The organism is Mucilaginibacter sp. UYP27 (assembly GCF_040547175.1).
Lineage (GTDB): Bacteria > Bacteroidota > Bacteroidia > Sphingobacteriales > Sphingobacteriaceae > Mucilaginibacter.
The window spans coordinates 517,164-541,770 of the sequence record NZ_JBEPPE010000002.1; the positions used below are offsets into that span (position 1 = coordinate 517,164).

The window sequence follows — 24,607 nt, forward strand, 5'->3', positions numbered from 1 at the left end:
ATAGCCAAACCAAATTCGACTGATTTACCTCTGCAAAGATTATAAAATAATCGGCAAAAGGTCAGCCATATTTACAGGATTATCTATGAGCCATGAACAATGATCTAAGAACTGATTAATATTTTTTAGCGCCTCCCGGGTTTCGGTTACGGTTATTTTGGTTGTTGTTATTATTGCTGCGGGGATTATTATTGTTGGTACGAGCGCCGCCACCATTGCTGCTACCTCCGCCGCCGCGGTTATTTTGGTTATTATTATTGGTACGCCCGCGGCTGTTATTATTGTTCTGGTTATTTTGATATGGGTTAGCGCGGAACTCGACGCGATTTAGGTTTACGTTCTCTTCCAGTTTTAAGGTGCCGCCGGATAAGGCGTAAAGATCCGACAAGATAGTTTCATCAGCAACCGAATCTTTGTTCCATTGCACGTAGGCCATTTTCATAAAGTTGGCAATAGCCTGTACCATGTGGCGTTTACGTTCCGGCTCTTCAATGGCTTTGGCCTTCTCTATCATCATCTCGATAGTTTTACCGTAGTGCTTATACCGGATGCGCTGGTTAGGGTATTTAAGCGGCTCGGGTTTCATGTGGATGGCCTCAGGGCTTGGTTTTGGGTACGGCGAATCCACATCCAGCTGAAAATCTGATATGATATGCAGGTGATCCCAAAGTTTGTGTTTAAAATCGGCAACATCGCGCAAGTGCGGGTTTAAGAAGCCCATCAAGTCTATAACCACCTGTGCGTATTTGTTGCGCTCTTCTTTAGTTGGTAACGCCACAATGTATTTCACCATGTTTTGCACGTTACGGCCGTATTCTGTTAATAAAAGTTTATTCCTGGTTGAGTTATAATCAAACGGACCAGGCAAATTTGTTAATGCCATGTATATTTTTTAATTAAATAAATTGTCGTGAAGTTAGATTTTGGCGCATGGACGGTTTCTTAGATCGAAAGGCAGAAACCGGAGAACCGAAATGAAATAGTACGAAGTACTAACGCAAATATAAGCTAAATGTGTTAATGTGCAAATTTTGCTAACGGGTATTTAATTTCTGCTATTTTAGCAATTAAGCAATACAGCCATGTCAGCAATCATAACCACCATCGATATCTACCGTTTCAGCATCCCCATGGAGCCGTTCACCATTGCCACCGGCACTATGGACCACGCGCAGAACGTATTTATCCGCGTGCATACCGATAAAGGGTTATATGGTGTAGGCGAGTGTTCGGCGTTTCCGATGATAGTAGGTGAAACGCAGAATACCTGTTTGGTTATGGCTAAGTATTTTCCAGCATTGTGGATTGGGCAGGATGCGCTGGATATCCCGGCTCGGATGCAGCAATTGCATGATGCCGCCGCCGGCAACACCACAATAAAAAGTGCTTTCGATATGGCTTTATATGATATTGCTGCTAAAAATGCGGAGTTACCACTATACAAGTTTTTGGGCGGAGAAAAGCGCGTGGTGGAAAGCGACATCACAATCGGTATCAGCACACCGGAAGCGATGGCCCAAAAGGCTATCCACTTTAAAGCATCTGGGGCAAACATCCTTAAAGTAAAATTAGGCAAAGGCGCTGAAACGGATGTAGAACGTATTAAGCAGATCCGCGAAGCTGTTGGTCCCGAGATGAAGATCCGTGTTGATGCTAATCAAGGATGGAGCTTTGACGACGCCTTATTTGCTTTGCAAGCGATTGGCGGATATAACATTGAGTTTTGCGAACAACCCATGCGTACCTGGTATAACGACAGCCTGCCCGAACTGATGAAATTATCGCCCGTAAAGATTATGGCTGATGAGGGCGTTTATAACCACCACGATGCACGGATGCAGATTGAAAGCAAATCCTGCGATTACATCAACATCAAAATGGCAAAATCGGGTGGGATATTGGAAGCCAAAAAGATTCACGATATAGCTGCCGACCGGGGCATCCACTGTATGATGGGCGGGATGCTGGAAAGCCGCATAGCTTTAAGCGCCAAACTGCATTTTGTATACGCCAGTCCAAACATTCACTTTTACGATATGGATACCTGCATGCTTGGCCATTTGGTCGACCCATGCGTGGGCGGTGTAACTTATGATGGCTACAGGCTCAACATCAGCGATGCTGTTGGGATAGGCGCAGATGCAGATGAGGGTTTTTTGGAGGGGTGTGAGAAGATAACTGTTCAATAAATACGTCATTGCGAGGTACGAAGCAATCTCTTTAGGACAACTATATACCTTACATATGGGACTTGCTTAAAGAGATTGCTTCGTACCTCGCAATGACGCGGCGGGAATTAAGGGTCTACTTACTCAATTCCGCAAAATACTTATGGAACAACGGGATAGTTTCTATCCCTTTGTAATAATTGAAAATATCGTATTTCTCGTTTGGCGAGTGCAGTGCGTCGCTGTCAAGTCCGAAACCCATTAGCACCGTTTTTAGGCCCAGTTCAGCTTCAAATAAAGCTACTATAGGGATGCTGCCGCCACCACGTGTTGGGATAGGCTGCTTACCGAATGATTCAGCAATGGCTTTTTGCGCCGCTTTGTAGGCAATGCTATCGGTAGGGGTAACCACCGGTTCACCGCCATGGTGCGGGGTAACTTTTACCTTAACGTATTTAGGTGCTATCTTCAGGAAATGATCTGTAAACAGCTGCGTGATTTTCTCTGAGGTTTGGTTTGGTACTAATCGCATCGATATTTTAGCACTTGCTTTTGATGGTAATACGGTTTTAGCGCCTTCGCCAATATAACCGCCCCAGATGCCGTTCACCTCAAGGGTTGGGCGGGTGCCGGTACGCTCGAAAGTGGTATATCCTTTTTCGCCCCATGTTTCGGCAATATCAAGGTCTTTTTTGTATTCTACTTCATTGTACGGTGCGGCGTTCAGCTCGGCACGTTCGGCCGGAGTTAATTCGGTAACATCATCATAAAAACCGGGGATGGTGATATGGTTGTCATCGTCATGCAGGGAAGCTATCATCTTAGCTAAAATGGTTGCAGGGTTAGCCACCGCGCCACCATAAACACCGGAATGAAGGTCGCGGTTAGGGCCGGTTACTTCCACTTCCAGGTAAGACAGGCCACGTAAACCAGTCTCTAAAGACGGGTGCTCCATGCTGATCATCGAGGTATCAGATATCAATACCACATCAGCTTTCAAGCGCTCTTTATTGGCTTTAACAAAGACGCCCAGGTTGTTGGAGCCAACTTCTTCCTCGCCCTCTATCATAAATTTGATATTACATGGCAGCGTATCGGTTTGCATCATCAGTTCAAATGCCTTTACGTGCATGTAAAACTGGCCTTTATCATCACAAGCGCCGCGGGCATAAATTTTACCATCGCGCACGGTTGGCTCAAAGGGTGGCGTATGCCAAAGTTCTAAAGGGTCGGCCGGTTGCACATCGTAATGGCCATAAACCAACACGGTTGGCAGGGAAGCGTCAATTATTTTGTCGCCGTAAACAATAGGGTAGCCAGCAGTTTTACAAACTTCTACATTATCGGCACCTGCATCGATTAGTTTTTTAGCTACGTAATCAGCAGCATTTAAAACATCAGGTGCGTATTTGGGGTCGGCACTAACAGATGGAAAGCGCAGCAGTTCAAATAATTCGTCAAGCAATCGCTGCTTGTTTTCATCTATATATTGCTTTATTACTTGCATGAGAATGTAATTTGAAGCAAAGATAGAAGTTTATTTAACGGTGCGATTGATACGATGTCGCTTTTTGTCAGTCTGAGCCTGTCGAAGACTTATAAACCCGACAGGCTCACAATGACATATTATATAATTATTCAATTTCCTTTTCAACAACCACAGCGGTACCGTAAGCGAGTACCTCGGTAATGCCTTGCATCACTTCGTTGGCATCATAACGCATCCCTATAATGGCGTTTGCGCCAATAGCCTGGGCATGTTGTATCAATAGGTGAAAAGCCTCTTCGCGGGCGTTTTCGCAAAGCTCTACATAAACAGAAAGCCTCCCGCCAAACAGCGATTGGATGCCACCGGCAAAGTTGCCCACAACGCTGCGGCTACGCACGGTAATGCCGCGTACAACGCCTAAATGTTTAACAACTTTATAACCGTCTAACCCGGTGCTGGTGGTAATTAACGAAGTGTCCATAGTTTATTAATTAGTGTTTGTTTATAGTTAGATACTACTTATTCAAAAATGTTACCAAAGCGGGGTTAACAATATTTGCCTGCTCAATAAAAGGCAGGTGCCCGGCATCATTCACAGGTAAAAATTCTGTTTTAAGCACGCTGCGTACCGAGTCGCTGTATTTAAAGGGAACGGTATTGTCCTCTTTACCCCAAATTAGCAATACCGGTTTATGTTTATCATTCAGGGCGGTATTTGCTTCGCGGGCGTGGTAGTTGTAGTTATATATTGTTGATACCAATGCCCGGCGGAACCCTTTATATTTCATTTGTGGCTGGTATTGCTCGGCCCAGCCGGAATGGCGGGTTGGGTATTTAAAGTCGGTTATTTGGCCCAGGGCACGCTCTTCTGCATGGGTGGCCTCGTAAAAATCAAGCACAAAAGCCGGGTAGTTTGGCTTGTTTGACACGTAACCCGGGTCTATCAAAACCACCTTGTTTACGGCATCTGGGTAGGCAGCGGTAAATTCGGTTGCTACTTCGCCACCGAATGATACACCTACCAGGCTCACCGGTTTTTTAAGGTGGAGCTTATCAAGCAGTTCGTTTAATTGCTCAAAATAAAGCTGTTTATTATAGGTTACGTTCGGCCGGTCAGAAAAGCCGCGGCCGAACTGATCATAGCGCAGAACGCGGAAACCGTGTTCGGTCAAATATTCATAAGTGCCGTTCCAGATGTAGTAGGGCACGCTAAACCCGTGGATCAGGACCACCACTTTACCGGTATCAGGCCCGTCAAGTTCGTAATGGGTAACGCCGTTGGTAAGTTCGATGTAGCTGCCGTTGCTGTTTTTACGGAGTTCGTAAGTAAGTTCTTTTTTTTCCACGTTGTAGTGGTTGTAGATAATGTAAGCTGCAACGGCTCCAAATGTCAATAGGATCACAATGGTCAACATAAGGCTCTTCAAAAATTTCATATCAATTAGGTTGATTGATTTTAACGAATAAAAATACTTTAAATATTTAATTTAGCGCTATCTATTTATATAGCTGTTATGCGTATTACTATTATAGGCTCGGGCAATGTTGCTACACATTTGGCGGCAGCATTTAAAAATGCAGGCCATCGCATTGCGCAAATTTACAGCCGTAACCTGCACAATGCCGCTTTGTTAGCTTACCATGTGGGCGCAGAGGCGGTTGATAACCCCCAGGACATCAGCCCCGATACCGATGTCTTCATCCTTGCTATTAAGGACGATGCCATCGCATCATTTGTCCCACATTTATCCAGGCATAATAAGCTGATTGTACATACTTCCGGCGCGGTTGATCTTCAGGAGGTATTAAATTTCACCCCTAACGCGGGTGTGTTTTATCCGCTGCAAACCTTCAGCAAAACAAAAGAGGTTAATTTTAGGGAAGTACCGCTTTGTATAGAAGGCGTGAACGAAACCATTACCCAAACCCTGGAGGGCCTTGCCCGCGACATCAGTAACAACGTTTACCGCGTCAATTCTGCGCAGCGCAAAGTATTGCACCTGGCTGCTGTGTTTGCATGCAATTTTACCAATCACCTGTACAGTATTGGCGAGCAGCTTTTGGCAGGAAGCGATATGAGTTTTGATATGATGCGCCCCCTGATAGCCGAAACTGCCGACAAAATAAGAGAGCATTCGCCGGTAAGCGTACAAACCGGCCCTGCTGTGCGCAACGACGAACAAACCATGCGAAGCCATTTGCAAATGCTGAATGATGAGCCCAATTTGCAGGAAATTTATACACGTTTAAGTCAGGATATTATCAAAAACCAAAACAGCCGCAACGGGGATAAGTAATTTTGTTACTTTTGCCAAAATGAATATTTTTAAAGTAAAGATTAACTTTGAGGAGAAGGACCATGAAAGCGTGGAACTTGCTATAGCCGAGGGGGAATCTGTTTTAGACGTTTGCCTGGAAAACGGCATCGACCTGCAGCATAACTGCGGTGGCGTATGCGGTTGCAGTACCTGCCATGTATATGTTAACAAAGGGATGGATAACATTCAGGAGATATCTGATAAGGAAGAAGACTTCATTGATAGGGCTGTAAACCCGCGCATTACATCGCGCCTGGGTTGCCAGTGTGTTATCATTGATGGTGATATTGAAGTTACCCTTCCGGATCAATCGGGCTTTATGGGCCACTAATATTTAAGAGTCAAGATATTTAGAATCAAGAATCAAGAAAAGATAATGAACGACGATAAATTCGCCCTGCCAATACACTGGAACGACCACGAGGACATTGCCATGAGCCTTTACGAAAAGTTTGGTAACGATTTTGGCGAGTCAAAAATATACCGCATCCGCTTTACTGAGTTGTTGGACTGGGTACTTAGCCTGCCAAACTTTAAAGGCACGCGCGAGGAATCAAGCGAAGGCCACTTGGAGCAGATACAAAGCGCCTGGGTGTACGAGTGGAGAGATAACCAATAATTTGCAGTAGGCAGTTGATAGTTTGCAGTTAATAATCGGTAAAATCGAAAGAATCAGTGTAATCTAACAAAATGGAATCCTTTTTAACCAAGCTTAAAGATATCACCACATTTATTTTTGATGTGGATGGTGTGCTTACCGATGGGTCGATATTTGTGACCGAAACCGGTGTACAAAGCCGGGCCTTTAATATTAAGGATGGTTACGCATTGCAGTTAGCTGTTAAATGCGGTTACAATGTTGCGGCAATATCTGGCAGCCGGTCAAAAAGCGCGCTGTTCCGTTTAAATAGTTTGGGGATAACCGATGTTTATATGGGTGCGCATACCAAGTCTGAACGTTTTAAGATCTACATCGAGGAGAAAAGCATTAACCCGGCCAATATTCTTTACATGGCCGATGATATCCCCGACCTGGCGGTAATGAAACTGGTTGGCCTGCCTGTTTGCCCGGCAGATGCAGCCGAAGAGATAAAAGCCATCAGCGCCTATGTATCGCCTTACGCCGGCGGCAAAGGCTGTGCCCGCGACATTATTGAGAAGGTAATGAAGGTACAAGGCAAATGGATGAGCGCCGAAGCGTATAGCTGGTAGGGTTTAAGTCAAAAGTGTAAAGTCAAAAGTCGAAAATTTCTTAACATGAGTGCCCTTCCACAAATCATTCTCGCATCCAAATCACCACGCAGACAAGAACTTTTAAAACTGATGGATATTGATTTCCGTGTGGTTTTAAAAGAGGTTGATGAATCATATCCCGACGGTTTAACACCCGCGGGGATAGCCCTGTACATAGCCGCCAAAAAGGCCGAAGCATTTGATGAAGACGTTAACGACGAGATAGTGCTTACTGCAGATACCATCGTAGCTATCGACGGCCTGATCTTAGGTAAACCCGAATCTACCGAGCATGCTATTGAAATGCTGCAACGCTTATCCGGCAAGGTGCACGAAGTTTACACAGGCGTTTGCCTGCTGTACAAAGGGCAATACAATAAATTTTACGACAGGAGCGAGGTGTTTTTCCGCAAGCTTACAGATCTTGAGATCCGTAGTTACGTAGAGGAATACCAACCCATGGATAAAGCCGGCTCATACGGTATCCAGCAACGCATCGGTCTTATCGGCATCGAGCGGATCAATGGCTCTTACACCAATGTTGTAGGCTTACCTACCGAGAAGGTTTATCAGCAGTTGATGAAACTAAATAAATAACGTCATTGCGGGGTACGAAGTAATCTTTGCTATACAGAGTGGCTCTGCCTATGTAGAGATTGCTTCGTTCCTCGCAATGACGCGCGGATTATTACTTTTTTACAATTTCCTACTATTATTCTTCCTATTCACATCCGGCAAGGCATTATCTGGATCAACAGTAACGCTTTCAACATCTTGGGTAGTTGGTAAAACGTAGTTGTTAACTTTGTTTTGCAACCAGGTCTCTACCGGGAAATAGGTGCGTTGCTTGCTGCCGTCTTTAAGTTTGGCTTCAACGGTGAACGGCATAGCCATCATTTCTTTATTGGCGATGGTTAGTTTTACGCCTTTGCTGTGGTCTTTATCAAGGTATTTAGCATCTATCAGGGCTATATCCAATTTGTAATTATTGTAGAACCAGCCTTTCCAAAACCAGCTCAGGTCTTCGCCGGCGCCGTTCTCCATCGAACGGAAGAAATCATCAGGCTGCGGGTGTTTGTATGCCCATTTGCTGATGTAGTTTTTAAACGCGTAATCAAACCTGTCTTTCCCCAGGATCTGCTCGCGTAGCAAAACCATCCCAAAGGCTGGTTTAAAATAGGTTAGGGGGTGGCGATATTTTTCTGGTATAGCATCCGGCGCGGTCATTATACTTGGCGAATTTGGGTCGATGATATGCTCTATGATCTCATCGGCAGGGTTACCACCGCCCGGTGCATATTCACCGTCGCGTTTAGGGGCGTACTCGCCTTTGTTAAAAGCATCCGACGCGTAAATATCTATGAAAGTATTAAAGCCTTCGTCCATCCAGGCAAAGCGGCGCTCGTCGCTACCTACAATCATCGGGAACCAGTTGTGGCCTATCTCGTGCGCGGTAACCCAGTAAAGTTCTTTGCCTTTATCGTTTATCCCGTCGAACACAATACCAGGGTATTCCATACCGCCTGCAATACCAGCCTCGTTAATGGCGGTAGGCCATGGGTACACAAACCATTTTTCGGAAAAGTATTCCATCGAACCTTTTAGGTATTCTGTAGCGCGGCCCCATGCATCATTGCCCTGGCTCTCAACGGGGTAAACCGACATCGCCATGGATTTTTTACCGCCTGGCAAGTTCACCCTCGCGGCATCCCAAATAAATGCTTTAGAAGCACCGAAGGCAACGTCCCGGGTGTTTAGCATCTTATAATGCCAGGTTAATGTGCCTTTGTTTACCGGGCGCGATGAAGGGTCTTTAATTTCTGCCGCGGTACGAATCATGATGGTTTTATCGCTGTTGCGGGCTGCATCTAAACGTGCAATTTGTTTGGCGGTTAGTACTTCTTTGGGGTTTAGCAGGTCGCCGGGGCCGGCTACCAATACATCCCATGGGGCGGTTACAGTGTAATCGATATCCCCGTATTCGCAATAGAACTCACCACTGCCCAAGAATGGCGCGGTTGCCCAACCACGGCTATCGTCGTACACGCACATCCTCGGGAAAAACTGAGCTATCTCGTAGATCTTGCCGTTTTTGGTATCCACATAATCGGTACGGCCGCCAAAATTGCCGGGGATCTTATAATGGTATTTGATGTTTAGTTTAATAACGCCTTTACCTAAAGACGTAGCTAACCGCACTTGCATGCGGGTGTCAGTTATTTTGTAATTGACTTTGGTGCGTACGTTTCCGTTGACAACTTCTACCGATTCAATCTCATAACCGGTAGTGTGTTGCATGGCCTGCATCCCGGTAACAAAGTTAGAGCGGGCATCTTTATTATAGGTGTTCTGATCCAGTTGTAACCAAAGGTATTGCAAGGCATCGGGGCTGTTATTGGTATAAGTGATATCGGCAGTGCCGCTAATGCTTTGCGCGGCGGTATCCAGCTTTACGGCAAGCTTATAATCAACACGGTTTTGCCAGTACTTTGGCCCCGGGTCGCCATTTACAGAATGGAACTCGTTCCCTTTTTCTGTATAAGGGATGGGAGCGAACAACACCGAGGGCTGATAGCTGGTAATTATAGTATCGTTAGGGTTTTTCTGCGCCCGCGCAAAAGCGGCAGAAAGCAGTAGCAAAGACGCGCCGATAAGTTTTTTCATGTGTAATGATGATAAGCAAGCAATATACAAAGGATGCCCAACAATTAGGATTTGTGTTAAGAAAGTTATGATCGAAAAATATATTTGCTGATTTATGGAAAGTAGACTGATGCCGCATCTTATAATAAAACGAAACTTTATGCAACCTATACAAAGTATCAGCATCCCACAGCCCTGCCACGAAAACTGGAACCAGATGACACCCGTTGAGCAGGGCCGCCATTGTAACGTATGCAGAAAAACGGTTACAGATTTTACCGTGATGAGCAACAACGAGATCATCAATTACTTCACGGAGCATACTAACACTTGCGGCAGGTTTGACAGCCATCAATTGGCAAGTGTAAATAATCACCTGGAGTTACAGGATAAACCGAAATTTTCTTGGAAGAGGGCTGCATTGGCCGCAGCTATTACGAGTCTATTTGCTACAACTGAAGCCAGTGCCCAAGAAACTGTAGGGGAAATTGCAGTATCGCAATCGTTTAATACGGTAAAAAAAATGTCTACAGGAGATACGGTTAAATATAACACCATAAAAGGTAAAGTGCTTGACGATAGCAAATTGCCTGTGCCGGGCGCACAAATAAAAATCCCCGGTACTGCATTAGGTGCTTTTACTGATGTAAATGGAAATTTCCAACTTAAAACTCCTTCAAATATCCAGATATTTACAGTTTGTTACATTGGGATGCAAACCGAAAAAATAGCTATAGATTCTAACCTAACTGGAGCATATAATATTGGAATGAAGGCTTTATCCGGGCAGTTAGGTGGTGCAGTTGCGGTTGTGCGTGTTAATAAAGTTCCCTTTTACAAAATGTGGTGGTATAAACTAAAACGCGCTTTTTAACCCAGCATTTGCGCCAATACACCTTCTTTTAAGGAGTAGGTTGACATGCTAACATCGGGCACACCCATTTTTTGCATCATGTAAATGGTAAGCAAACTGGCTACTACGATCATATCTACCCGCACAGGAATAATGCCCTTTATGCTTGCGCGCAGGCTGTGGTTAGATCTGATTAGCAGCTCGATCAGGTCAAGCAGGTTGTCGGTATCAAACTCGTACGCTTTGGTGTTCTTTAGGTCGAAGGTGCGGCCTTTGGTACGTTCTATTACCTCGGCAAAGCTTTCGAACGCGCCCGATGAACCAATTATCCTGACCGGTTTGTACTGCAATGCTGCGCCAAAAAGGTCGATAAGTTTGGCGTCCAAATAGCGGCTCATTTGTTTGATAGAGGTAACCGGGATAGGATCTGTTTGGTGGAATTTATCCATAAGGCGAGCCGCGCCAATTTCAAAGCTTTCTTTCCAAAGCACTTTTTTATTGTTACCGATGATGAACTCCACGCTGCCGCCACCGATATCCATGATCAGGGCGTTCTCATTAGTGAGGCACCCGCTGGCTTTGATGCCTTCGTAAATGTAAGCCGCTTCCTGCTCACCGTTTATCAGTTCGATATCGAGGTGGGCTTGTTCTTTTACCTCGCGGATAAAATCCTGCCCGTTAGCCGCACTGCGGATGGCCGAGGTGCCAATAGCCCTGATTTCTGTTACGCTATTCGCATCTATATGACTACGAAAACGTTTCATGGTAGCGATGCCACGCTCAAAAGCCTCGGGTTGGATAAGGCCTTTATTGATGCCGCCTTCGCCAAGTTTTACACCTTCGTTAAGGTGCAGTATCTCGGTAAAGTTCTCTGCGGTTCCCTCTGCTATCAGCAGGTGAAAGGTATTTGTACCGAGGTCCATTACGGCAATGCGCTTGTTATTCATCGTCTGCTAAAGTAAAAAATCCCCGTAAAAGTTTTGGCTGATACAGGGATTTTTAAATTATGAAAAGGTTTAGGTTGTTACTCTTTATAAAAGAACCATTTGGTCAATTCTTTAAAGCTTGCTTTTTTGCCGTACATCAAAATACCAACACGGTAAATGCGGGCAGCCACATAGGTGGTGAACAAAAAGCCGATGACCATCATAAACATCGATAGGGCTAATTGCCAGTTGGGCACACCGCCAAACGGGATCCTCACCATCATGGCAACCGGGGCAGTAAACGGGATCATAGATAGCCAAACCGCCAGCTGACCATCCGGCGCCCTAAATAATACCGTTACTGATAGTATGTAAGTGAACAATAGAGGCAGCGTTATAGGGAACATAAACTGCTGTGTTTCTGTTTCGCTGTCTACAGCCGAGCCAACCGCTGCAAACAAGGCGCTGTAAAGCAGGTAGCCTGTTATAAAATAGAACAAAAAGCAGCCCAATATGTAGCCAAATGGTATGTTTTGCAGCGTTTGTAAAGCGCCCATTATCCCGCTTGTAGGGCTGTCACCTGCAATTTTTGTGGCAATTATCGATAGTACTATCCACGCAGTAAACTGGGTTAGCCCTACCAGGCCCACACCAATAATTTTACCCAGCATCAGCTGAAATGGCTTTACCGACGAGATAATAACTTCGATTATGCGGCTTGTTTTTTCCTCAATAACTCCACGCATTACCTGCGCGCCGTATATAAACAGCGACATATAGATCAATATCGCGCAAGCAATACCAACCCCCATGGATGTGCCTACATCTGCATCTTTTGTACCGGACTCGGTTACCTCCAGGGCACTTACACTCACCTTATTTCTTTTGGCCTGGTTAAGCAGGGCAGTATCAATGTGGTTAGCCAGCATGGTGTTGTTAGATGCGATCTCGTTCATCTGGTTCTCTACCTCGCCGGTAAGCGTAAACGACGGTTTCTTTTTTGAAAAGAACTGTACGGGAGTTTTAGCGTAATCTTTTGAGATAAGCAGTATTGACAGGTCTTCATTATCCTTTAACCCGGCTTTGGCCTTTTCAATAGGCTCATCGGTAGGTATGAATTTGATGTTTTTAGCATTTTTTAATTTGCCCTCAAATAAATGGCTCTGGTCTATTACCTTAACCACCTGTGGCCTGCTGAGTACGTCGCTATCTTTAGCAACATAGGCGATAAGCTTGGTCATGCCGGCCAGTAGCAAGGGCACAGCCAATAGCATCACAATAAAGGCTTTCTTGCGTACACGGGTAATGTACTCGCGTTGTATAATAAGTAATACTTTATGCATGGATCAGGCTATTAGGTTTACTTTTTCGATGAAGATCTCGTTCATGCTCGGGATAACTTCCTGCAGCATATTGATGCGTGTTTTTGGCAACAGGTATTGCAGTACATCGTTAGCGCCGGTATTGCTCAGCTTTAGCTTAATGGTGTTGCTATTATCTTCGCCGGTAGTTTCGCTCAGTATCTCGAAAGGTTGCGAACCATCAAACGTAAGCTGCTCGCCGGTATATTCTACCAGGTAAGTTTCATTTTTATAGGAGTTGCGGATATGCTTAACCCGGCCATCCAGGATCTTGTGCGATTTATGGATAAGAGCGATAGAATCGCATAGCTCCTCAACAGATTCCATGCGATGGGTAGAGAACAGGATGGTAGCACCTTGTTTATTTAATTCTAATATCTCGTTCTTTATCAGTTCGGCATTAACGGGGTCAAAACCGCTAAAAGGCTCGTCAAGGATGATTAGGTCGGGCTTGTGCAATACGGTAGCCACAAATTGGGCTTTTTGCTGCATTCCCTTTGATAGTTCTTCTATCTTTTTCTTCCACCAGGTTTCCATTTCCAGCCGCTTAAACCAAAATTTTAATCTTTCGGTTGCTTCGGCGCGGGTAAGACCTTTTAAACGGGCCAGGTAGATCATTTGCTCGCCTATCTCCATTTTTTTGTAAAGACCACGTTCTTCGGGCAGGTAACCGATCCGCTCGATGTGCGACTGGTTCAATTTTTCGCCGTTGAAGAACACCTCGCCGCTATCCGGCGCTGTAATTTGATTAATGATACGGATGAGTGAGGTTTTGCCCGCGCCATTTGGCCCAAGCAGGCCAAATATTTTACCGCTTTCTACCTCAAGGCTCACATCGTCTAACGCGCGGTGGCCGGCGTATTGTTTAACAATGTTGCGAATGCTTAGCATACTGGGATTAGTTTTATGCTAAATTAGATATTACAAGGCACTTATTGTTACAATATTCTTTTTAGGAATAGTGTTTGAACATGCTTAATAACAAAAGCCGCTGCATTATCTGCAGCGGCTTTTGTTATTTATTTTGAATTACTGGTCCTTACTCAAAGTATTCCTTCATCCGTTCAAAAAAGCTTTTTTCGTTTTTGCCGGGGTTAGGTTTGAAGTTTGGTGAGCCCTGTAGTTTTTCTAATGCTTCGCGTTCTTCGCGACTCAGTGCCTTTGGCGTCCAGATATTGATGTGGATCAGTTGGTCGCCGCGGTGATATGAGTTTACCTCAGGTACTCCTTTGCCTTTGAGGCGCAATATTTTGCCACCCTGTGTGCCGGGCTCCAGTTTTATTTTTGCTTTACCATCAATGGTAGGCACTTCTATACTGGTACCCAATGCTGCATCAACAAAGTTTACATGCAGGTCGTATATCACATTGTTACCGTCGCGTTTTAAAGTTTCGTGAGGGATCTCTTCAATTAGGATAATCAGATCGCCGGGTACACCACCGCGCGGGGCAGCATTACCTTTGCCGCTCATGCTTAGTTGCATGCCTTCGCTTACACCTGCAGGTACGTTTATGGTAATGGTTTCTTCGCCACGTGTAACACCTTCGCCATGGCAAACCGTACATTTCGAGGTAATAGTAGATCCTTCGCCATTACAGGTAGGGCAGGTACTGGTGGTTTGCATCTGGCCCAAAATGGTGTTGGTTACCCTGCGCACAGCACCCTGGCCGCCACAAGTTTTACACGTTTGGAACGATGATTTATCTTTAGCACCTGTGCCGTCACAGGTTTTACAAAGTATCTGCTTATTTACTTTTATCTTCTTTTCGGCACCGTTGGCTATCTCTTCTAAAGAAAGCCTTACTTTGATGCGCAGGTTACTGCCACGGGCAACCCTGCGGCCACCACCCTGGCGGCCACCGCCACCACCACCAAAGAAACCTTCAAACGGGCTACCCCCGCCAAATATATCACCAAACTGGCTAAATATGTCGTCCATATTCATGCTGCCACCACCGTAACCACCGCCACCGGCCGAGCCTGCGTTTGCCGCATGGCCAAATTGGTTATAGCGCTGGCGTTTTTCGGGGTTGCTTAAAACCTCGTAGGCTTCGGCAGCTTCCTTAAACTTTTCTTCAGCTTCTTTATCGCCCTCGTTTTTATCGGGGTGATATTTAATAGCCATTTTACGATATGCCTTTTTTATTTCATCGGCCTCTGCACCTTTGCTAATCCCCAGCACATCGTAATAATCTCTCTTAGCCATTGTTTATTAATTATAGGTACTATATTTTATTTCGAATGTCGAATTTTCAATTTCGAAATTGTTTTTATTGTCAAATTCATCAAATGTTCAACGTTGTAAATTCGAAATTGAACATCCGAAATTCGAAATCATTTACGCTCCAACAATTACTTTGGCGAAACGGATAACTTTCTCGTTAAGCTCATAACCTTTTTCCATTTCATCAACTACCTTCCCCTTCATATCATCTGTAGGCGCAGGGATGTTGGTGATAGCTTCGTGCAAGTCAGGGTCAAACGTGGTACCTATAGATTGCATTTCTTTTAAACCCTTTTGAGTTAAAAGGTTTTTCAGTTTGTGCTGTATCAAAGTAACTCCTTCTTTAACCGGTCCAACATCGGTAGTGTTATCCATAGCACGTAAAGCACGTTCAAAATCGTCTAATACAGGCAATAGGGCAACAATAATGTCTTTACCCTCGGTTTTACGTGCATCCTCGCGCTCCTTAATGGTACGGCGGCGAAAGTTGTCAAACTCGGCATATAACCTTAAATATTTATCGTTGGCCTGGCTAAGCTCTTCTTTATGTTTTTCTTCAACAGAAGGGCCATCTTCAGTAGTTTCTGCAGTTTGTTCCTGTCCGTCAGCTTCGACGTTTTCGTTAGCCACCTCGGCAGTATTTTCAGGGGTTTCTGAATTTCCTTTATTTTTTTTCTTTAGCATGTCGTTAAAATTCATAGCAAGTAGTGCTAATCAAGTATCCTGCCATCGGTCTAAACCCGACAAGCTGGCAGTAGTCAATTAAAAATTCGGTTAAGTTTGCAGATGGGGCATTGGTTGGCAGTTTTTAGTTGGCAGTTTTGCATGGTGCAAAACTGCCAACTAAGAACTGCCTATCGCATCTGATTAAGCTATCCGTACGTCCTCTAAAACCTTACCATTCTCGCATTTAATGATTCGCGATGGGAAGGTGCGGATGATGTGATAATCGTGTGTGGCAACTACAACAGCGGTACCGCTCTGGCTAATTTGTTTGAGCAGCAATACAATTTCTTCGGATGTATCCGGGTCAAGGTTACCGGTAGGCTCATCGGCCAATATTATTTCGGGGTTGTTAAGTAATGCACGGGCAATAACCACGCGCTGCTGCTCGCCACCCGATAATTCATGAGGCATTTTCTTCAGTTTGGAGCGAAGGCCCACCTTTTCCAGTACGTCTAAAATGCGGTCGGCAATTTGTTTTTTATCGTCCCAACCGGTTGCGCGCAACACGAAATGCAGATTTTGCTCAACCGAGCGATCTGTCAGCAATTGAAAATCCTGAAAAACTATGCCCAGTTTACGGCGCAGGTAGGGTACATCTTTGGTGGCAAGTTTACTTAACTCGTAACCACAAGCGTGGCCTGTACCGCTGGCAATGTTAAGGTCGCCATAAATAACTTTCAGCAAACTGCTTTTACCTGATCCTGTTTGGCCAATAAGCCATACAAAATCGCCTTTATCTATATGCAGGTTAACGTTCGATAAAACCAGGTGCTTTTGCTGAAAAATATCAACGTTATTTAGTTTTATAATAGAGTTTCCAATCATCTTATTTACAGCTCTAATTTTAATATTTTACCAAAGGGCAGGTCATTAACAACGCCCATAATGTATTCGTACTTATCGGTAAGGCCAATTTTTTCTAATGATTTTTCGGGCCTATCCACCCTAAAGTATGCCAGCAGCGTAAACTTATCGTCGCGCAGCTGTACGTAGTCGGGTATTTTGGCAACGCCTTTTACTTTAATAATGTACATTTTTGTTGAGTTTAAAGTATAAGGTTTAAAGTTAAATAACACTTTTTACTTTAAACTTTTAGCTTTTACTTACTCCCCCAAAGGTATTGTAATTTTAAAGATTTGACAAAAATTCCATCGTATCTACGCCATCGGCATAATCCCATAGTTGCGGGTGCTGGCTTTGGCCGAAAGTTACCACCTGGTTTTCTGTTTTTATGTCAGCATTTGTTACGATGCATTGCAGGTTTTCGCTTTGCTCTGCTAATTGTTGCTGCGCTGATGCCAGATCAGCATAATTATCATAGAACAGGCAAGCAAGGGGCGATGTTAAACGGGTATCTTGTTTCAATAGCAGGAAGCCGTTATCAAGGTGCTTATCGCCATTTACGAGGTATATAGATTTATTATAGTCGTAATTATTGTTGTACTTGTGGTGATTAATAATAGGCGCAAAATGCTCTATCGATTCAAAGAAGAAGTTGAATACATAACCTTCGGGCACTAACACCTTAGATACATTGCGGCAGCCAAGGCCAAAGTAATCGAAAATGTCATGACCCAAAGCCGCTAATTGTTCGGCAGTTTCGTCGCCGGTAAGCAAAGCAATACTGTTACGATTTTTGCGGATAATGTTGGGCACCTTGCCAAAATAGTAATTAAAGTAACGCGAGGTATTGTTGCTACCCGTAGCGATGATGGCGTCGAAATTTTCTAACCGTTCTACAAAGCTAAATTTATCGGCATAAGAGGCATCAATTTCTACCAGCTTGTAAAGCACATATTTTATAAGCCGCGAATCCTGCGATGACGCCTTTATAAGCGCATGGTTGCCCGTTGCCAATACACAAAGTACATCATGAAAACCCACCAGTGGAATATTACCTGCAAGTACCAAACCTACCTTTTTATTGCTGCCAGGTATAATGTTATAATTAGACAGCCATTTTTCAAGGTCGGCTTTGTTTAGCATTTCGCCATTGGCTTTAACTGCGTTTAATACACTTTCGGGCGTAAACCAGGCGTTATACTGGCGCTCTGTCTCTATTACTTCCATCAGCCTAAAATCGGGCTCGGCAAGCAATTTTCCCAGTGCCGAAAATATATTTATTGTATCTGTACTATTAAATTTTGACATATATATGTTAACGGGCTAAACCCTTGAAGCCTTTTTTTGTTATATTTGCAGAGCGCTATTATAGGGCAAAGGTAAATAGAATACTACAAGAATATTTAAATAATATGGCGATTATAATCACCGATGAATGCATAAACTGCGGGGCCTGCGAACCAGAGTGCCCAAATAATGCTATTTATGATGCAGGTGCTGCGTGGCGTTTTAGCGACGGTACAGATTTAAAAGGGATAATTGATTTTGGCGACGGTAATACCTTAAATGCCGAAGAAACTCAGGCTGCATTGTCTGATGATATATATTATATAGTTCCTGATAAATGTACCGAGTGTGTTGGTTTCCACGACGAGCCGCAATGTGCTGCTGTTTGCCCGGTTGATTGCTGTGTAGATGACGAAGATGTACGCGAAACTGAAGAAGAGCTGCACGCCAAGAAAGATTGGTTGCACCAGAACGGATAATCAAAAAAATATTTATTTTGAAAGGGGAACGCAGATAATGCTTTCCCCTTTTTGTTTAACAAAAGTTTATAACTAATTTACGGGATAATCTGTGATTGTAACACATGGAATACGGGATCTGTAATTTAGCTGTTGTACCCCTGCGCGCCGAACCTAACGACCGTAGTGAAATGGTATCGCAGGTTTTATTTGGCGAAGCTTTTGAGATATTGGAGTGGAAGGATAAGTGGGTTCAAATTACCACCGCTTACGACAATTATACCGGTTGGATAGACCGTTTGCAATTTGTTATGCTTGCCCACCTGGCTTATAAACGCCTTTTACAAACCCCGCCGCCGGTAACTTTTGGCGCTGTTACCCAAGCCTGGAAAATTATAGATAATACGGTAGTCCATCTTCCTGCTGGTGCCTCCCTTGCTTTTTTAGAAGGTACAACCAGTTATATTGGGAACCAAAAGTTTGAAATAATTGGCACTATAGGAGATACCAATAGTATATTAAATATCGCCAAAACATTTTTAAATGCACCTTATTTATGGGGAGGCCGCACGCATTTTGGGATAGATTGCTCGGGCTTTACGCAGGTGGTTTACAAATTGAGGGGAATAGCTTTAAAACGTGATGCTTCACAACAGGCAGAGCAGGGCGAATTGGTAGACTCGGTTTTAAAAGCTAAACCCGGTGACCTGGCTTTTTTCAATAACCCCGAAGGCCGTATCACCCATGTAGGTATTATTATGGGTGGCGGCAAAATTATTCATGCATCTGGCAAAGTCAAGATAGACTCTATTGACACCGAGGGTATTTATTCGGAAGAACTGAAACGCCATACTCACAGGCTTAAAGCGGTGAAACGATACTTTTAAAAGTGTCTCGGTATTTAAAGTAAATGCCGCAATAATCGTCAAACTGATGGGGATATTTTAAAAATCTATATTCCAAACGATTATCCTTTTATCATCACCGGCAGAGAGTAATTGATGCCCATACCAAGCCAGTTTATTGATTGAAAGTGAATGGCTGGCGTAACCTTTTTCCCTGCTGATGATTTTTCGGAGTCTAAAATCGACCGCATCCCAAATTTTTATGCTCTTGTCCATACTCGCTGTTGCAAAATAAGGCCGGGTAGGATGAAACAGGATATGATTAACCGCGAAGAGGTGCGCAGGGATATTTTGAATGAGCGTGTAGGTTTTCAAATCCCAGATCTTTACCTGTGCATCCCGCGCGCCGGAGACGAGATAATCCCCGGATGGCGAATATTGTAATGAGAAAACTGCCATGGTATGGCCAATCAAAGCTTTAATGAGGCTGTAGTCCTCCAGGTCGTAAATTACTACACGGTTATCGCGGCAGCCAAAAGCAATACGGTCCTGGGCAGGGTTTATGGCAATGCAGCGCACGGTATCGTTTGATACCTGGATACTGTGCAGCAATGCTAACGTTTTTAAACTCCATACCGATACGGTGCCATCCTCGGATGCTATCAGCAATTCGTCCTTTTTTGCAGATGATTTGATATCAAAAATAGGTTTGACATGATGCCTTAACCGATGGGTTATTTTTTGCTCTGCAAAGTTAAAAACCAACACCTCGCCGCTGCGCAACCCCGCAAATATTAACGGATAACCGAAAGGGCAGTGGATAGCATAAATGGATGCCATTACCGGGAACATCACTTTAATGAAAGAGTTGCTCTCCAGGCTCCATTCCACAAGGCCTTTATCGTTGCCGCCACTAAACAATATCCCCGGGTTTTGAGAAAGCTCCAGACTAAATATAGGGTTGCTGTGGCCGGTTAGTTCGGCTAATTTTTGTACTTCCATTTCAGTTTGGAGTGCGCGGTTCTCAGTTTGCAGTCTTGTTGGTCTGTCAATTGCAAACTTATAACTGCCAACTATTTATTTATGCCTCTGCTCTAAATTCTTCGCAATGCGCTCCAAATTTAAGCCTTTTTCTTTTAGCAGTACCAACAGGTGGAACATCAGGTCGGATGCTTCGTCAACCAATTCTTCCTCGGTTTCGTACAAGGCGGCTATCACTACCTCAACGCCTTCTTCGCCAACTTTTTGAGTGATCTTTTTCAGCCCTTTTTTGCGGAGTTTATTAATGTACGAATCCTCGGTAGGGTTTTCGTACCTGTCAGCAATAATATTTTCCAGCTGCATCAAAAAGTTTTGGTTGTAATCCGTTGTAAAACAGCTGCGTGAGCCGGTGTGGCAGGTAGGTCCATCGGCTTTAACTTTTATCAGGATGGTATCATTATCGCAATCGATATGCATACTTTTTACATGCAGAAAGTTTTGGCTGGTTTCGCCCTTGGTCCACAGTCGGTTTTTTGACCGCGAAAAGAAAGTAACGATGTTTTCCTGCGCGGTTTTATCGTATGCTTCCTGGTTCATGTAACCCAGCATCAGTACCTCAAGCGTTTGCTCGTCCTGTATAACTACCGGCACTAAGCCGTCCGTTTTATTAAAGTCGATGTTCATAGTTCTTTATTTTTATCCCCTCTGAGAGGGGGCGGGAAGGATAGTGCGTCGGTCGGGGTGTGTTAATCAAGCGACGAACACACCACTATCCCCTCTCAAGAGGGGAAACAGTTTTACACCCTTACCTCAATATTATTGTCTCTTAAAACCGATTTCAGATCGGGTATCAGTATCTCTCCATAGTGAAATACAGAAGCTGCCAGTGCGGCATCAACATTTGTTTTTTGGAACACATCCACAAAATGCTGTACCGACCCTGCACCACCTGATGCTATTACCGGGATGTTAACCGCATTGTTCACTAATTTAAGCAAACCGTTATCAAACCCGGCCTTTGTACCATCGTGATCCATTGAGGTTAGCAGAATTTCGCCTGCTCCACGGCTCTCGGCCTCTTTTATCCATTCTAAAGTCTGTTTTTCTGTTGGCAACCGCCCGCCATTTAGGTGTACAATATTTTTATCGCCAATTACCCTTGTATCAACCGCAATCACCACAAACTGTACGCCAAAGGCTTTTGCCAGTTCGTCTATCAATGCCGGGTTACGTACCGCTGCCGAGTTGATGGAGATCTTATCGGCACCTGCGTTCAGCAAGGCATCAGCATCGGCAATTTCGTTGATGCCACCACCAATGGTAAATGGGATGTTGATCTGTCTTGCTACCGATTTAACCAGCTCCACCATAGTTTTGCGGCGTTCTACCGTAGCTGTTATATCCAGGAAAACCAATTCATCGGCACCTTGCTGCGAGTAGTTCCAGGCCAGTTCTACCGGGTCGCCGGCATCGCGCAGGTCAACAAAGTTAACACCTTTTACAGTGCGGCCGTCTTTAACGTCAAGGCAGGGAATGATTCTTTTAGCGAGCATAGGTTATGGTAGGACGTCATTGCGAGGTACGAAGCAATCTCTTTGCTATGCAGGGCAACCCTGTAAGTTGGGGATTGCTTCGTACCTGGCAATGACGGGTTGGGTATGCGCCTTCGGGCGAAATTAGATAGACATAAGGGATTCCAGATTCCAGTTTTTAATTTCTTCGATGCTGATGTGGTTTTCGTAAATGGCTTTGCCTACAACACAGGCTTCCACCTTTATTTTACTCAAGTCTTCAATATCAGCCATTGAACTTACACCACCCGACGCAATCAGTTTAATAAACGGTGAATGGTCCAGCAGTTTGCTGTATAGGTCTACACCTGCACCGCCCAATTTGCCATCTTTATTGATATCGGTACACAGGAAACGGAAGAAACCAAGCGCCAGGCACTTATCCACGTAATCCATTAATTTTATGGGAGAGCTTTCCATCCAGCCCGAGTATTTGATCACCTCGTCCAATACGTCGATGGCAATAACCACCTGGTCGCTGCATTTATCGCGGCCGCAAATGGCTTTGCTCAGGTCTTCCAGGAAAGCTGGGTTGGTGATGGCTTGCGTACCCACAATAACGCGGTGTACGCCTGCATCAATCAATTCCTTAACTTTATCTATACTGCGGATACCACCGCCGTACTGCACCTGCATATCTGTTTTGCGGATCACATCAAACAGGTATTGCTGATTACTAAAATCGTTTTTAGCGCCGTTAAGGTCAATTATATGGATGAAATTTGTACCGTTACTCTGGTACCTTTCTATCATTTCTTCAAGGGTAACATCGTATTCTGTAACCTGCTGGTAGTCACCCTCGCGCAGGCGCACAACTTTTTTATTCAGAATATCAATGGCAGGAATAATATACATGTTTTATATTTTAGAGAAGTTTTTTAATAATGTTTCGCCATACGGCCCCGACTTTTCCGGGTGAAATTGTACACCGTAAAAGTTATCATGCCAAATTGATGCCGAAAATTTATTTATGTAACTGGTTGAAGACAAAGTGAATGATTGATCGTACTCAATAAAGTATGAATGTACGAAGTAAAAGTGTGACCCAAGGGGTATATTTTCAAATAAGGGATTTTCTTTTTCAGCGAATACCTGGTTCCACCCGGTATGTGGTACCTTAAAATTGGCCTGATGAGGGAACTTTAAGGTTTTTATAGGGAACAGGTTTAGTAATTTAGCATCACCCTCTTCGCTGTAAGCAGTTAGTAACTGCATCCCAACGCAGATACCCAAAGTAGGTTTTTTAAGCGCTTTTATTGCAGGGACTAATCCCGTTTGCTCCAATTTGTGCATGGCAGCACCCGCGTGCCCGACACCCGGAATAATATAACGGTCGAACTGTTCAAGATCAGCCTTGGTGTTCACCATGCCATAGGCAATGCCCAGCCGCTCTAAAGCAGCAGTAAGCGAGAAGATGTTCCCGGCGCCGTATCTTATAATACCTATCATTCAGTTTACAGTTTATAGTATGCAGTTTGCAGTAATGCCAATTTGCAGATCATGCAAACTGATAACTTCAAACTGCCAGCTCTCTACAAAAGTCCTTTTGTACTTGGTAAAACCATTTTGTTAACGTCGCGCTTTACGGCCATTTTTATGGCTTTGGCAAAGGCTTTAAATATAGCTTCTATTTTGTGATGTTCGTTTTGCCCTTCGGCTTTAATGTTTAGGTTACATTTCGACGCATCGCTGAACGATTTGAAAAAGTGGTAGAACATCTCTGTAGGTACGTCGCCAACTTTCTCCCTGTTAAATACGGCATCCCACACGATCCAGTTTCTGCCACCGAAATCTATAGCGGCCTGCGCCAGGCAATCGTCCATTGGCAGGCAGAAACCATAACGCTCGATCCCCATTTTATTGCCCAGTGCGGTCGCGAAAATCTCACCCAAGGCAATGCCGGTATCTTCAATGGTATGATGTTCGTCAATATGCAGGTCGCCCTTGGCGGTAACCTCCAGGTCAATGCTGCCGTGGCGGGCAATCTGATCCAGCATGTGGTCAAAAAAGTGCAGCCCTGTTGATATTTTGGCTTCGCCCGTGCCGTCGAGGTTTATTTTGATGCGGATGTCAGTTTCTTTAGTAACCCGGCTGTGCTCAAAAACACGCTGGCCAAGTTTCAGGAACTCATAAATTTCTTTCCAGTCGATAGTTTGCAGGGCTACAACACCGGCAATATCACTATCAATCTGCGGTTTAAATTCCCCATCGCCTAAGCCCGACTTATTGTTTATCCAAATGGCTTTTGCAACCAGGTTTTTAGCCAGCAGCACGTCGTTTTTGCGGTCGCCAATGGTAAAGGAATTTGCAAGGTCGTATTTGCTTCCGTCAAGATATTTGGTCAATAATCCGGTCGCCGGTTTACGGGTGGGGGCATTGTCTGCCGGGAAGGTGCGGTCTATCGCTTGGTCCGAAAAGTGTACGCCCTCGTTCTCAAACGTTTTAAGGATGAAGTTGTGAACGGGGTAAAAAGTATCCTCGGGATAAACGGCTGTGCCTAAACCATCTTGGTTGGTAACCATTACCAACTCAAAATCAAGCTCGGCAGCTATTTTTGGGAGGTATTGCAAAGCGCCGGGATAAAACGTCAGCTTCGCGAACGAATCTATCTGCTCATCGGGAGTTTCGTTGATGATGGTACCGTCGCGGTCAATAAAAAGTACTTTTTGCAGCTTAGTCAT

Annotated in this window: 28 protein-coding genes; 9 read left to right on the forward strand and 19 right to left on the reverse strand. The window is 44.4% G+C overall.

From position 1 onward, the window contains the following. Positions 1–115: 115 nt before the first annotated feature. Positions 116–883, reverse strand: a complete 768-nt coding sequence (locus ABIB39_RS10205) for a DUF4290 domain-containing protein (protein WP_354429611.1) — start codon at positions 881–883, stop codon at positions 116–118. A 199-nt stretch (positions 884–1,082) separates the two neighbouring features. Here ABIB39_RS10205 and ABIB39_RS10210 point away from each other — a divergent pair, with 199 nt between their 5' ends. After that, positions 1,083–2,189 (forward strand): mandelate racemase/muconate lactonizing enzyme family protein, encoded by a 1,107-nt coding sequence (locus tag ABIB39_RS10210; RefSeq protein WP_354429613.1) that lies wholly within the window; start codon positions 1,083–1,085, stop codon positions 2,187–2,189. Positions 2,190–2,304: 115 nt separating this feature from the next. On the opposite strand, the gene ABIB39_RS10215 is transcribed toward ABIB39_RS10210, so the two are convergent. The 3 genes from ABIB39_RS10215 to ABIB39_RS10225 all read right to left on the reverse strand — a co-directional run bounded on the left by ABIB39_RS10215 (position 2,305) and on the right by ABIB39_RS10225 (position 5,093). Further along, on the reverse strand, positions 2,305–3,675 hold the full coding sequence (locus ABIB39_RS10215) for a dipeptidase (RefSeq protein WP_354429615.1): 1,371 nt from the start codon (positions 3,673–3,675) through the stop codon (positions 2,305–2,307). A gap of 127 nt (positions 3,676–3,802) precedes the next feature. After that, positions 3,803–4,138 (reverse strand): YbjQ family protein, encoded by a 336-nt coding sequence (locus ABIB39_RS10220; RefSeq protein ID WP_354429617.1) that lies wholly within the window; start codon positions 4,136–4,138, stop codon positions 3,803–3,805. A 34-nt stretch (positions 4,139–4,172) separates the two neighbouring features. Continuing rightward, the gene (locus tag ABIB39_RS10225; protein WP_354429619.1) at positions 4,173–5,093 is read right to left on the reverse strand and encodes an alpha/beta fold hydrolase; all 921 of its coding nucleotides are present in this window, start codon (positions 5,091–5,093) and stop codon (positions 4,173–4,175) included. Positions 5,094–5,171: 78 nt separating this feature from the next. On the opposite strand from ABIB39_RS10225, the gene ABIB39_RS10230 reads away from it, so the two are divergent. The 5 genes from ABIB39_RS10230 (at position 5,172) to ABIB39_RS10250 (ending at position 7,805) form a co-directional block, all read left to right on the forward strand. Then, entirely contained in the window at positions 5,172–5,954 is a 783-nt protein-coding gene (locus tag ABIB39_RS10230; RefSeq protein WP_354429621.1) for a Rossmann-like and DUF2520 domain-containing protein, read from the forward strand. A gap of 19 nt (positions 5,955–5,973) precedes the next feature. Next, complete coding sequence (locus ABIB39_RS10235; protein ID WP_354429622.1) at positions 5,974–6,306, forward strand: 2Fe-2S iron-sulfur cluster-binding protein; 333 nt, start codon at positions 5,974–5,976, stop codon at positions 6,304–6,306. A gap of 45 nt (positions 6,307–6,351) precedes the next feature. Then, positions 6,352–6,594, forward strand: coding sequence for a Fe-S cluster assembly protein IscX (iscX, locus tag ABIB39_RS10240; RefSeq protein WP_354429624.1), 243 nt, complete (start codon positions 6,352–6,354; stop codon positions 6,592–6,594). Between the two features lie 71 nt (positions 6,595–6,665). Beyond that, positions 6,666–7,187 carry a KdsC family phosphatase gene (locus ABIB39_RS10245; protein WP_354429626.1) on the forward strand — a complete coding sequence of 174 codons (522 nt, stop codon included), beginning with the start codon at positions 6,666–6,668 and terminating at the stop codon, positions 7,185–7,187. 45 nt (positions 7,188–7,232) lie between these two features. Further along, the gene (locus ABIB39_RS10250; protein WP_354429628.1) at positions 7,233–7,805 is read left to right on the forward strand and encodes a Maf family nucleotide pyrophosphatase; all 573 of its coding nucleotides are present in this window, start codon (positions 7,233–7,235) and stop codon (positions 7,803–7,805) included. Positions 7,806–7,904: 99 nt separating this feature from the next. On the opposite strand, the gene ABIB39_RS10255 is transcribed toward ABIB39_RS10250, so the two are convergent. Beyond that, entirely contained in the window at positions 7,905–9,872 is a 1,968-nt protein-coding gene (locus ABIB39_RS10255; protein ID WP_354429629.1) for a M1 family metallopeptidase, read from the reverse strand. Between the two features lie 139 nt (positions 9,873–10,011). Here ABIB39_RS10255 and ABIB39_RS10260 point away from each other — a divergent pair, with 139 nt between their 5' ends. Further along, a complete protein-coding gene (locus ABIB39_RS10260; RefSeq protein WP_354429631.1) occupies positions 10,012–10,725 on the forward strand; it encodes a carboxypeptidase-like regulatory domain-containing protein in 714 nt (237 codons plus the stop codon). On the opposite strand, the gene ABIB39_RS10265 is transcribed toward ABIB39_RS10260, so the two are convergent. The 8 genes from ABIB39_RS10265 to ABIB39_RS10300 form a co-directional block, all read right to left on the reverse strand. Then, positions 10,722–11,651, reverse strand: coding sequence for a Ppx/GppA phosphatase family protein (locus ABIB39_RS10265; RefSeq protein ID WP_354429632.1), 930 nt, complete (start codon positions 11,649–11,651; stop codon positions 10,722–10,724). The genes ABIB39_RS10260 and ABIB39_RS10265 overlap by 4 nt on opposite strands. A gap of 77 nt (positions 11,652–11,728) precedes the next feature. Next, a complete protein-coding gene (locus ABIB39_RS10270; protein ID WP_354429634.1) occupies positions 11,729–12,973 on the reverse strand; it encodes an ABC transporter permease in 1,245 nt (414 codons plus the stop codon). A 3-nt stretch (positions 12,974–12,976) separates the two neighbouring features. After that, positions 12,977–13,882, reverse strand: coding sequence for an ABC transporter ATP-binding protein (locus ABIB39_RS10275; protein ID WP_354429636.1), 906 nt, complete (start codon positions 13,880–13,882; stop codon positions 12,977–12,979). A 148-nt stretch (positions 13,883–14,030) separates the two neighbouring features. Then, a complete protein-coding gene (gene dnaJ / locus ABIB39_RS10280) occupies positions 14,031–15,197 on the reverse strand; it encodes a molecular chaperone DnaJ (RefSeq protein ID WP_354429638.1) in 1,167 nt (388 codons plus the stop codon). Between the two features lie 132 nt (positions 15,198–15,329). Beyond that, the gene (locus ABIB39_RS10285) at positions 15,330–15,914 is read right to left on the reverse strand and encodes a nucleotide exchange factor GrpE (protein ID WP_354429640.1); all 585 of its coding nucleotides are present in this window, start codon (positions 15,912–15,914) and stop codon (positions 15,330–15,332) included. A 168-nt stretch (positions 15,915–16,082) separates the two neighbouring features. Beyond that, positions 16,083–16,766: a cell division ATP-binding protein FtsE gene (locus tag ABIB39_RS10290; RefSeq protein ID WP_354429642.1), complete on the reverse strand. Its 684-nt coding sequence runs from the start codon at positions 16,764–16,766 to the stop codon at positions 16,083–16,085. 5 nt (positions 16,767–16,771) lie between these two features. Further along, positions 16,772–16,975, reverse strand: a complete 204-nt coding sequence (locus ABIB39_RS10295) for a fructose-6-phosphate aldolase (protein ID WP_354429644.1) — start codon at positions 16,973–16,975, stop codon at positions 16,772–16,774. Positions 16,976–17,069: 94 nt separating this feature from the next. Further along, positions 17,070–18,092, reverse strand: coding sequence for an acyl-CoA reductase (locus tag ABIB39_RS10300; protein WP_354429646.1), 1,023 nt, complete (start codon positions 18,090–18,092; stop codon positions 17,070–17,072). A 104-nt stretch (positions 18,093–18,196) separates the two neighbouring features. Between ABIB39_RS10300 and ABIB39_RS10305 the strand changes: the two genes are divergently transcribed. Together ABIB39_RS10305 and ABIB39_RS10310 are read left to right on the forward strand one after the other, a co-directional pair. Next, complete coding sequence (locus ABIB39_RS10305) at positions 18,197–18,550, forward strand: 4Fe-4S dicluster domain-containing protein (protein WP_323514632.1); 354 nt, start codon at positions 18,197–18,199, stop codon at positions 18,548–18,550. A 104-nt stretch (positions 18,551–18,654) separates the two neighbouring features. Next, positions 18,655–19,416 (forward strand): C40 family peptidase, encoded by a 762-nt coding sequence (locus ABIB39_RS10310; RefSeq protein ID WP_354429648.1) that lies wholly within the window; start codon positions 18,655–18,657, stop codon positions 19,414–19,416. A gap of 57 nt (positions 19,417–19,473) precedes the next feature. Here ABIB39_RS10310 and ABIB39_RS10315 read toward each other — a convergent pair whose 3' ends face one another. The 6 genes from ABIB39_RS10315 to hisB form a co-directional block, all read right to left on the reverse strand. Beyond that, positions 19,474–20,376 (reverse strand): WD40 repeat domain-containing protein, encoded by a 903-nt coding sequence (locus ABIB39_RS10315; RefSeq protein WP_354429650.1) that lies wholly within the window; start codon positions 20,374–20,376, stop codon positions 19,474–19,476. Between the two features lie 75 nt (positions 20,377–20,451). Further along, on the reverse strand, positions 20,452–21,039 hold the full coding sequence (gene hisIE / locus ABIB39_RS10320) for a bifunctional phosphoribosyl-AMP cyclohydrolase/phosphoribosyl-ATP diphosphatase HisIE (RefSeq protein WP_354429652.1): 588 nt from the start codon (positions 21,037–21,039) through the stop codon (positions 20,452–20,454). 113 nt (positions 21,040–21,152) lie between these two features. Next, positions 21,153–21,908, reverse strand: coding sequence for an imidazole glycerol phosphate synthase subunit HisF (gene hisF, locus ABIB39_RS10325; RefSeq protein WP_354429654.1), 756 nt, complete (start codon positions 21,906–21,908; stop codon positions 21,153–21,155). A gap of 123 nt (positions 21,909–22,031) precedes the next feature. Further along, positions 22,032–22,781 (reverse strand): 1-(5-phosphoribosyl)-5-[(5-phosphoribosylamino)methylideneamino]imidazole-4-carboxamide isomerase, encoded by a 750-nt coding sequence (locus tag ABIB39_RS10330; RefSeq protein WP_354429656.1) that lies wholly within the window; start codon positions 22,779–22,781, stop codon positions 22,032–22,034. Positions 22,782–22,784: 3 nt separating this feature from the next. Next, entirely contained in the window at positions 22,785–23,375 is a 591-nt protein-coding gene (gene hisH, locus ABIB39_RS10335; protein WP_354429657.1) for an imidazole glycerol phosphate synthase subunit HisH, read from the reverse strand. An 83-nt stretch (positions 23,376–23,458) separates the two neighbouring features. Next, positions 23,459–24,607, reverse strand: a complete 1,149-nt coding sequence (hisB, locus tag ABIB39_RS10340; protein WP_354429659.1) for a bifunctional histidinol-phosphatase/imidazoleglycerol-phosphate dehydratase HisB — start codon at positions 24,605–24,607, stop codon at positions 23,459–23,461.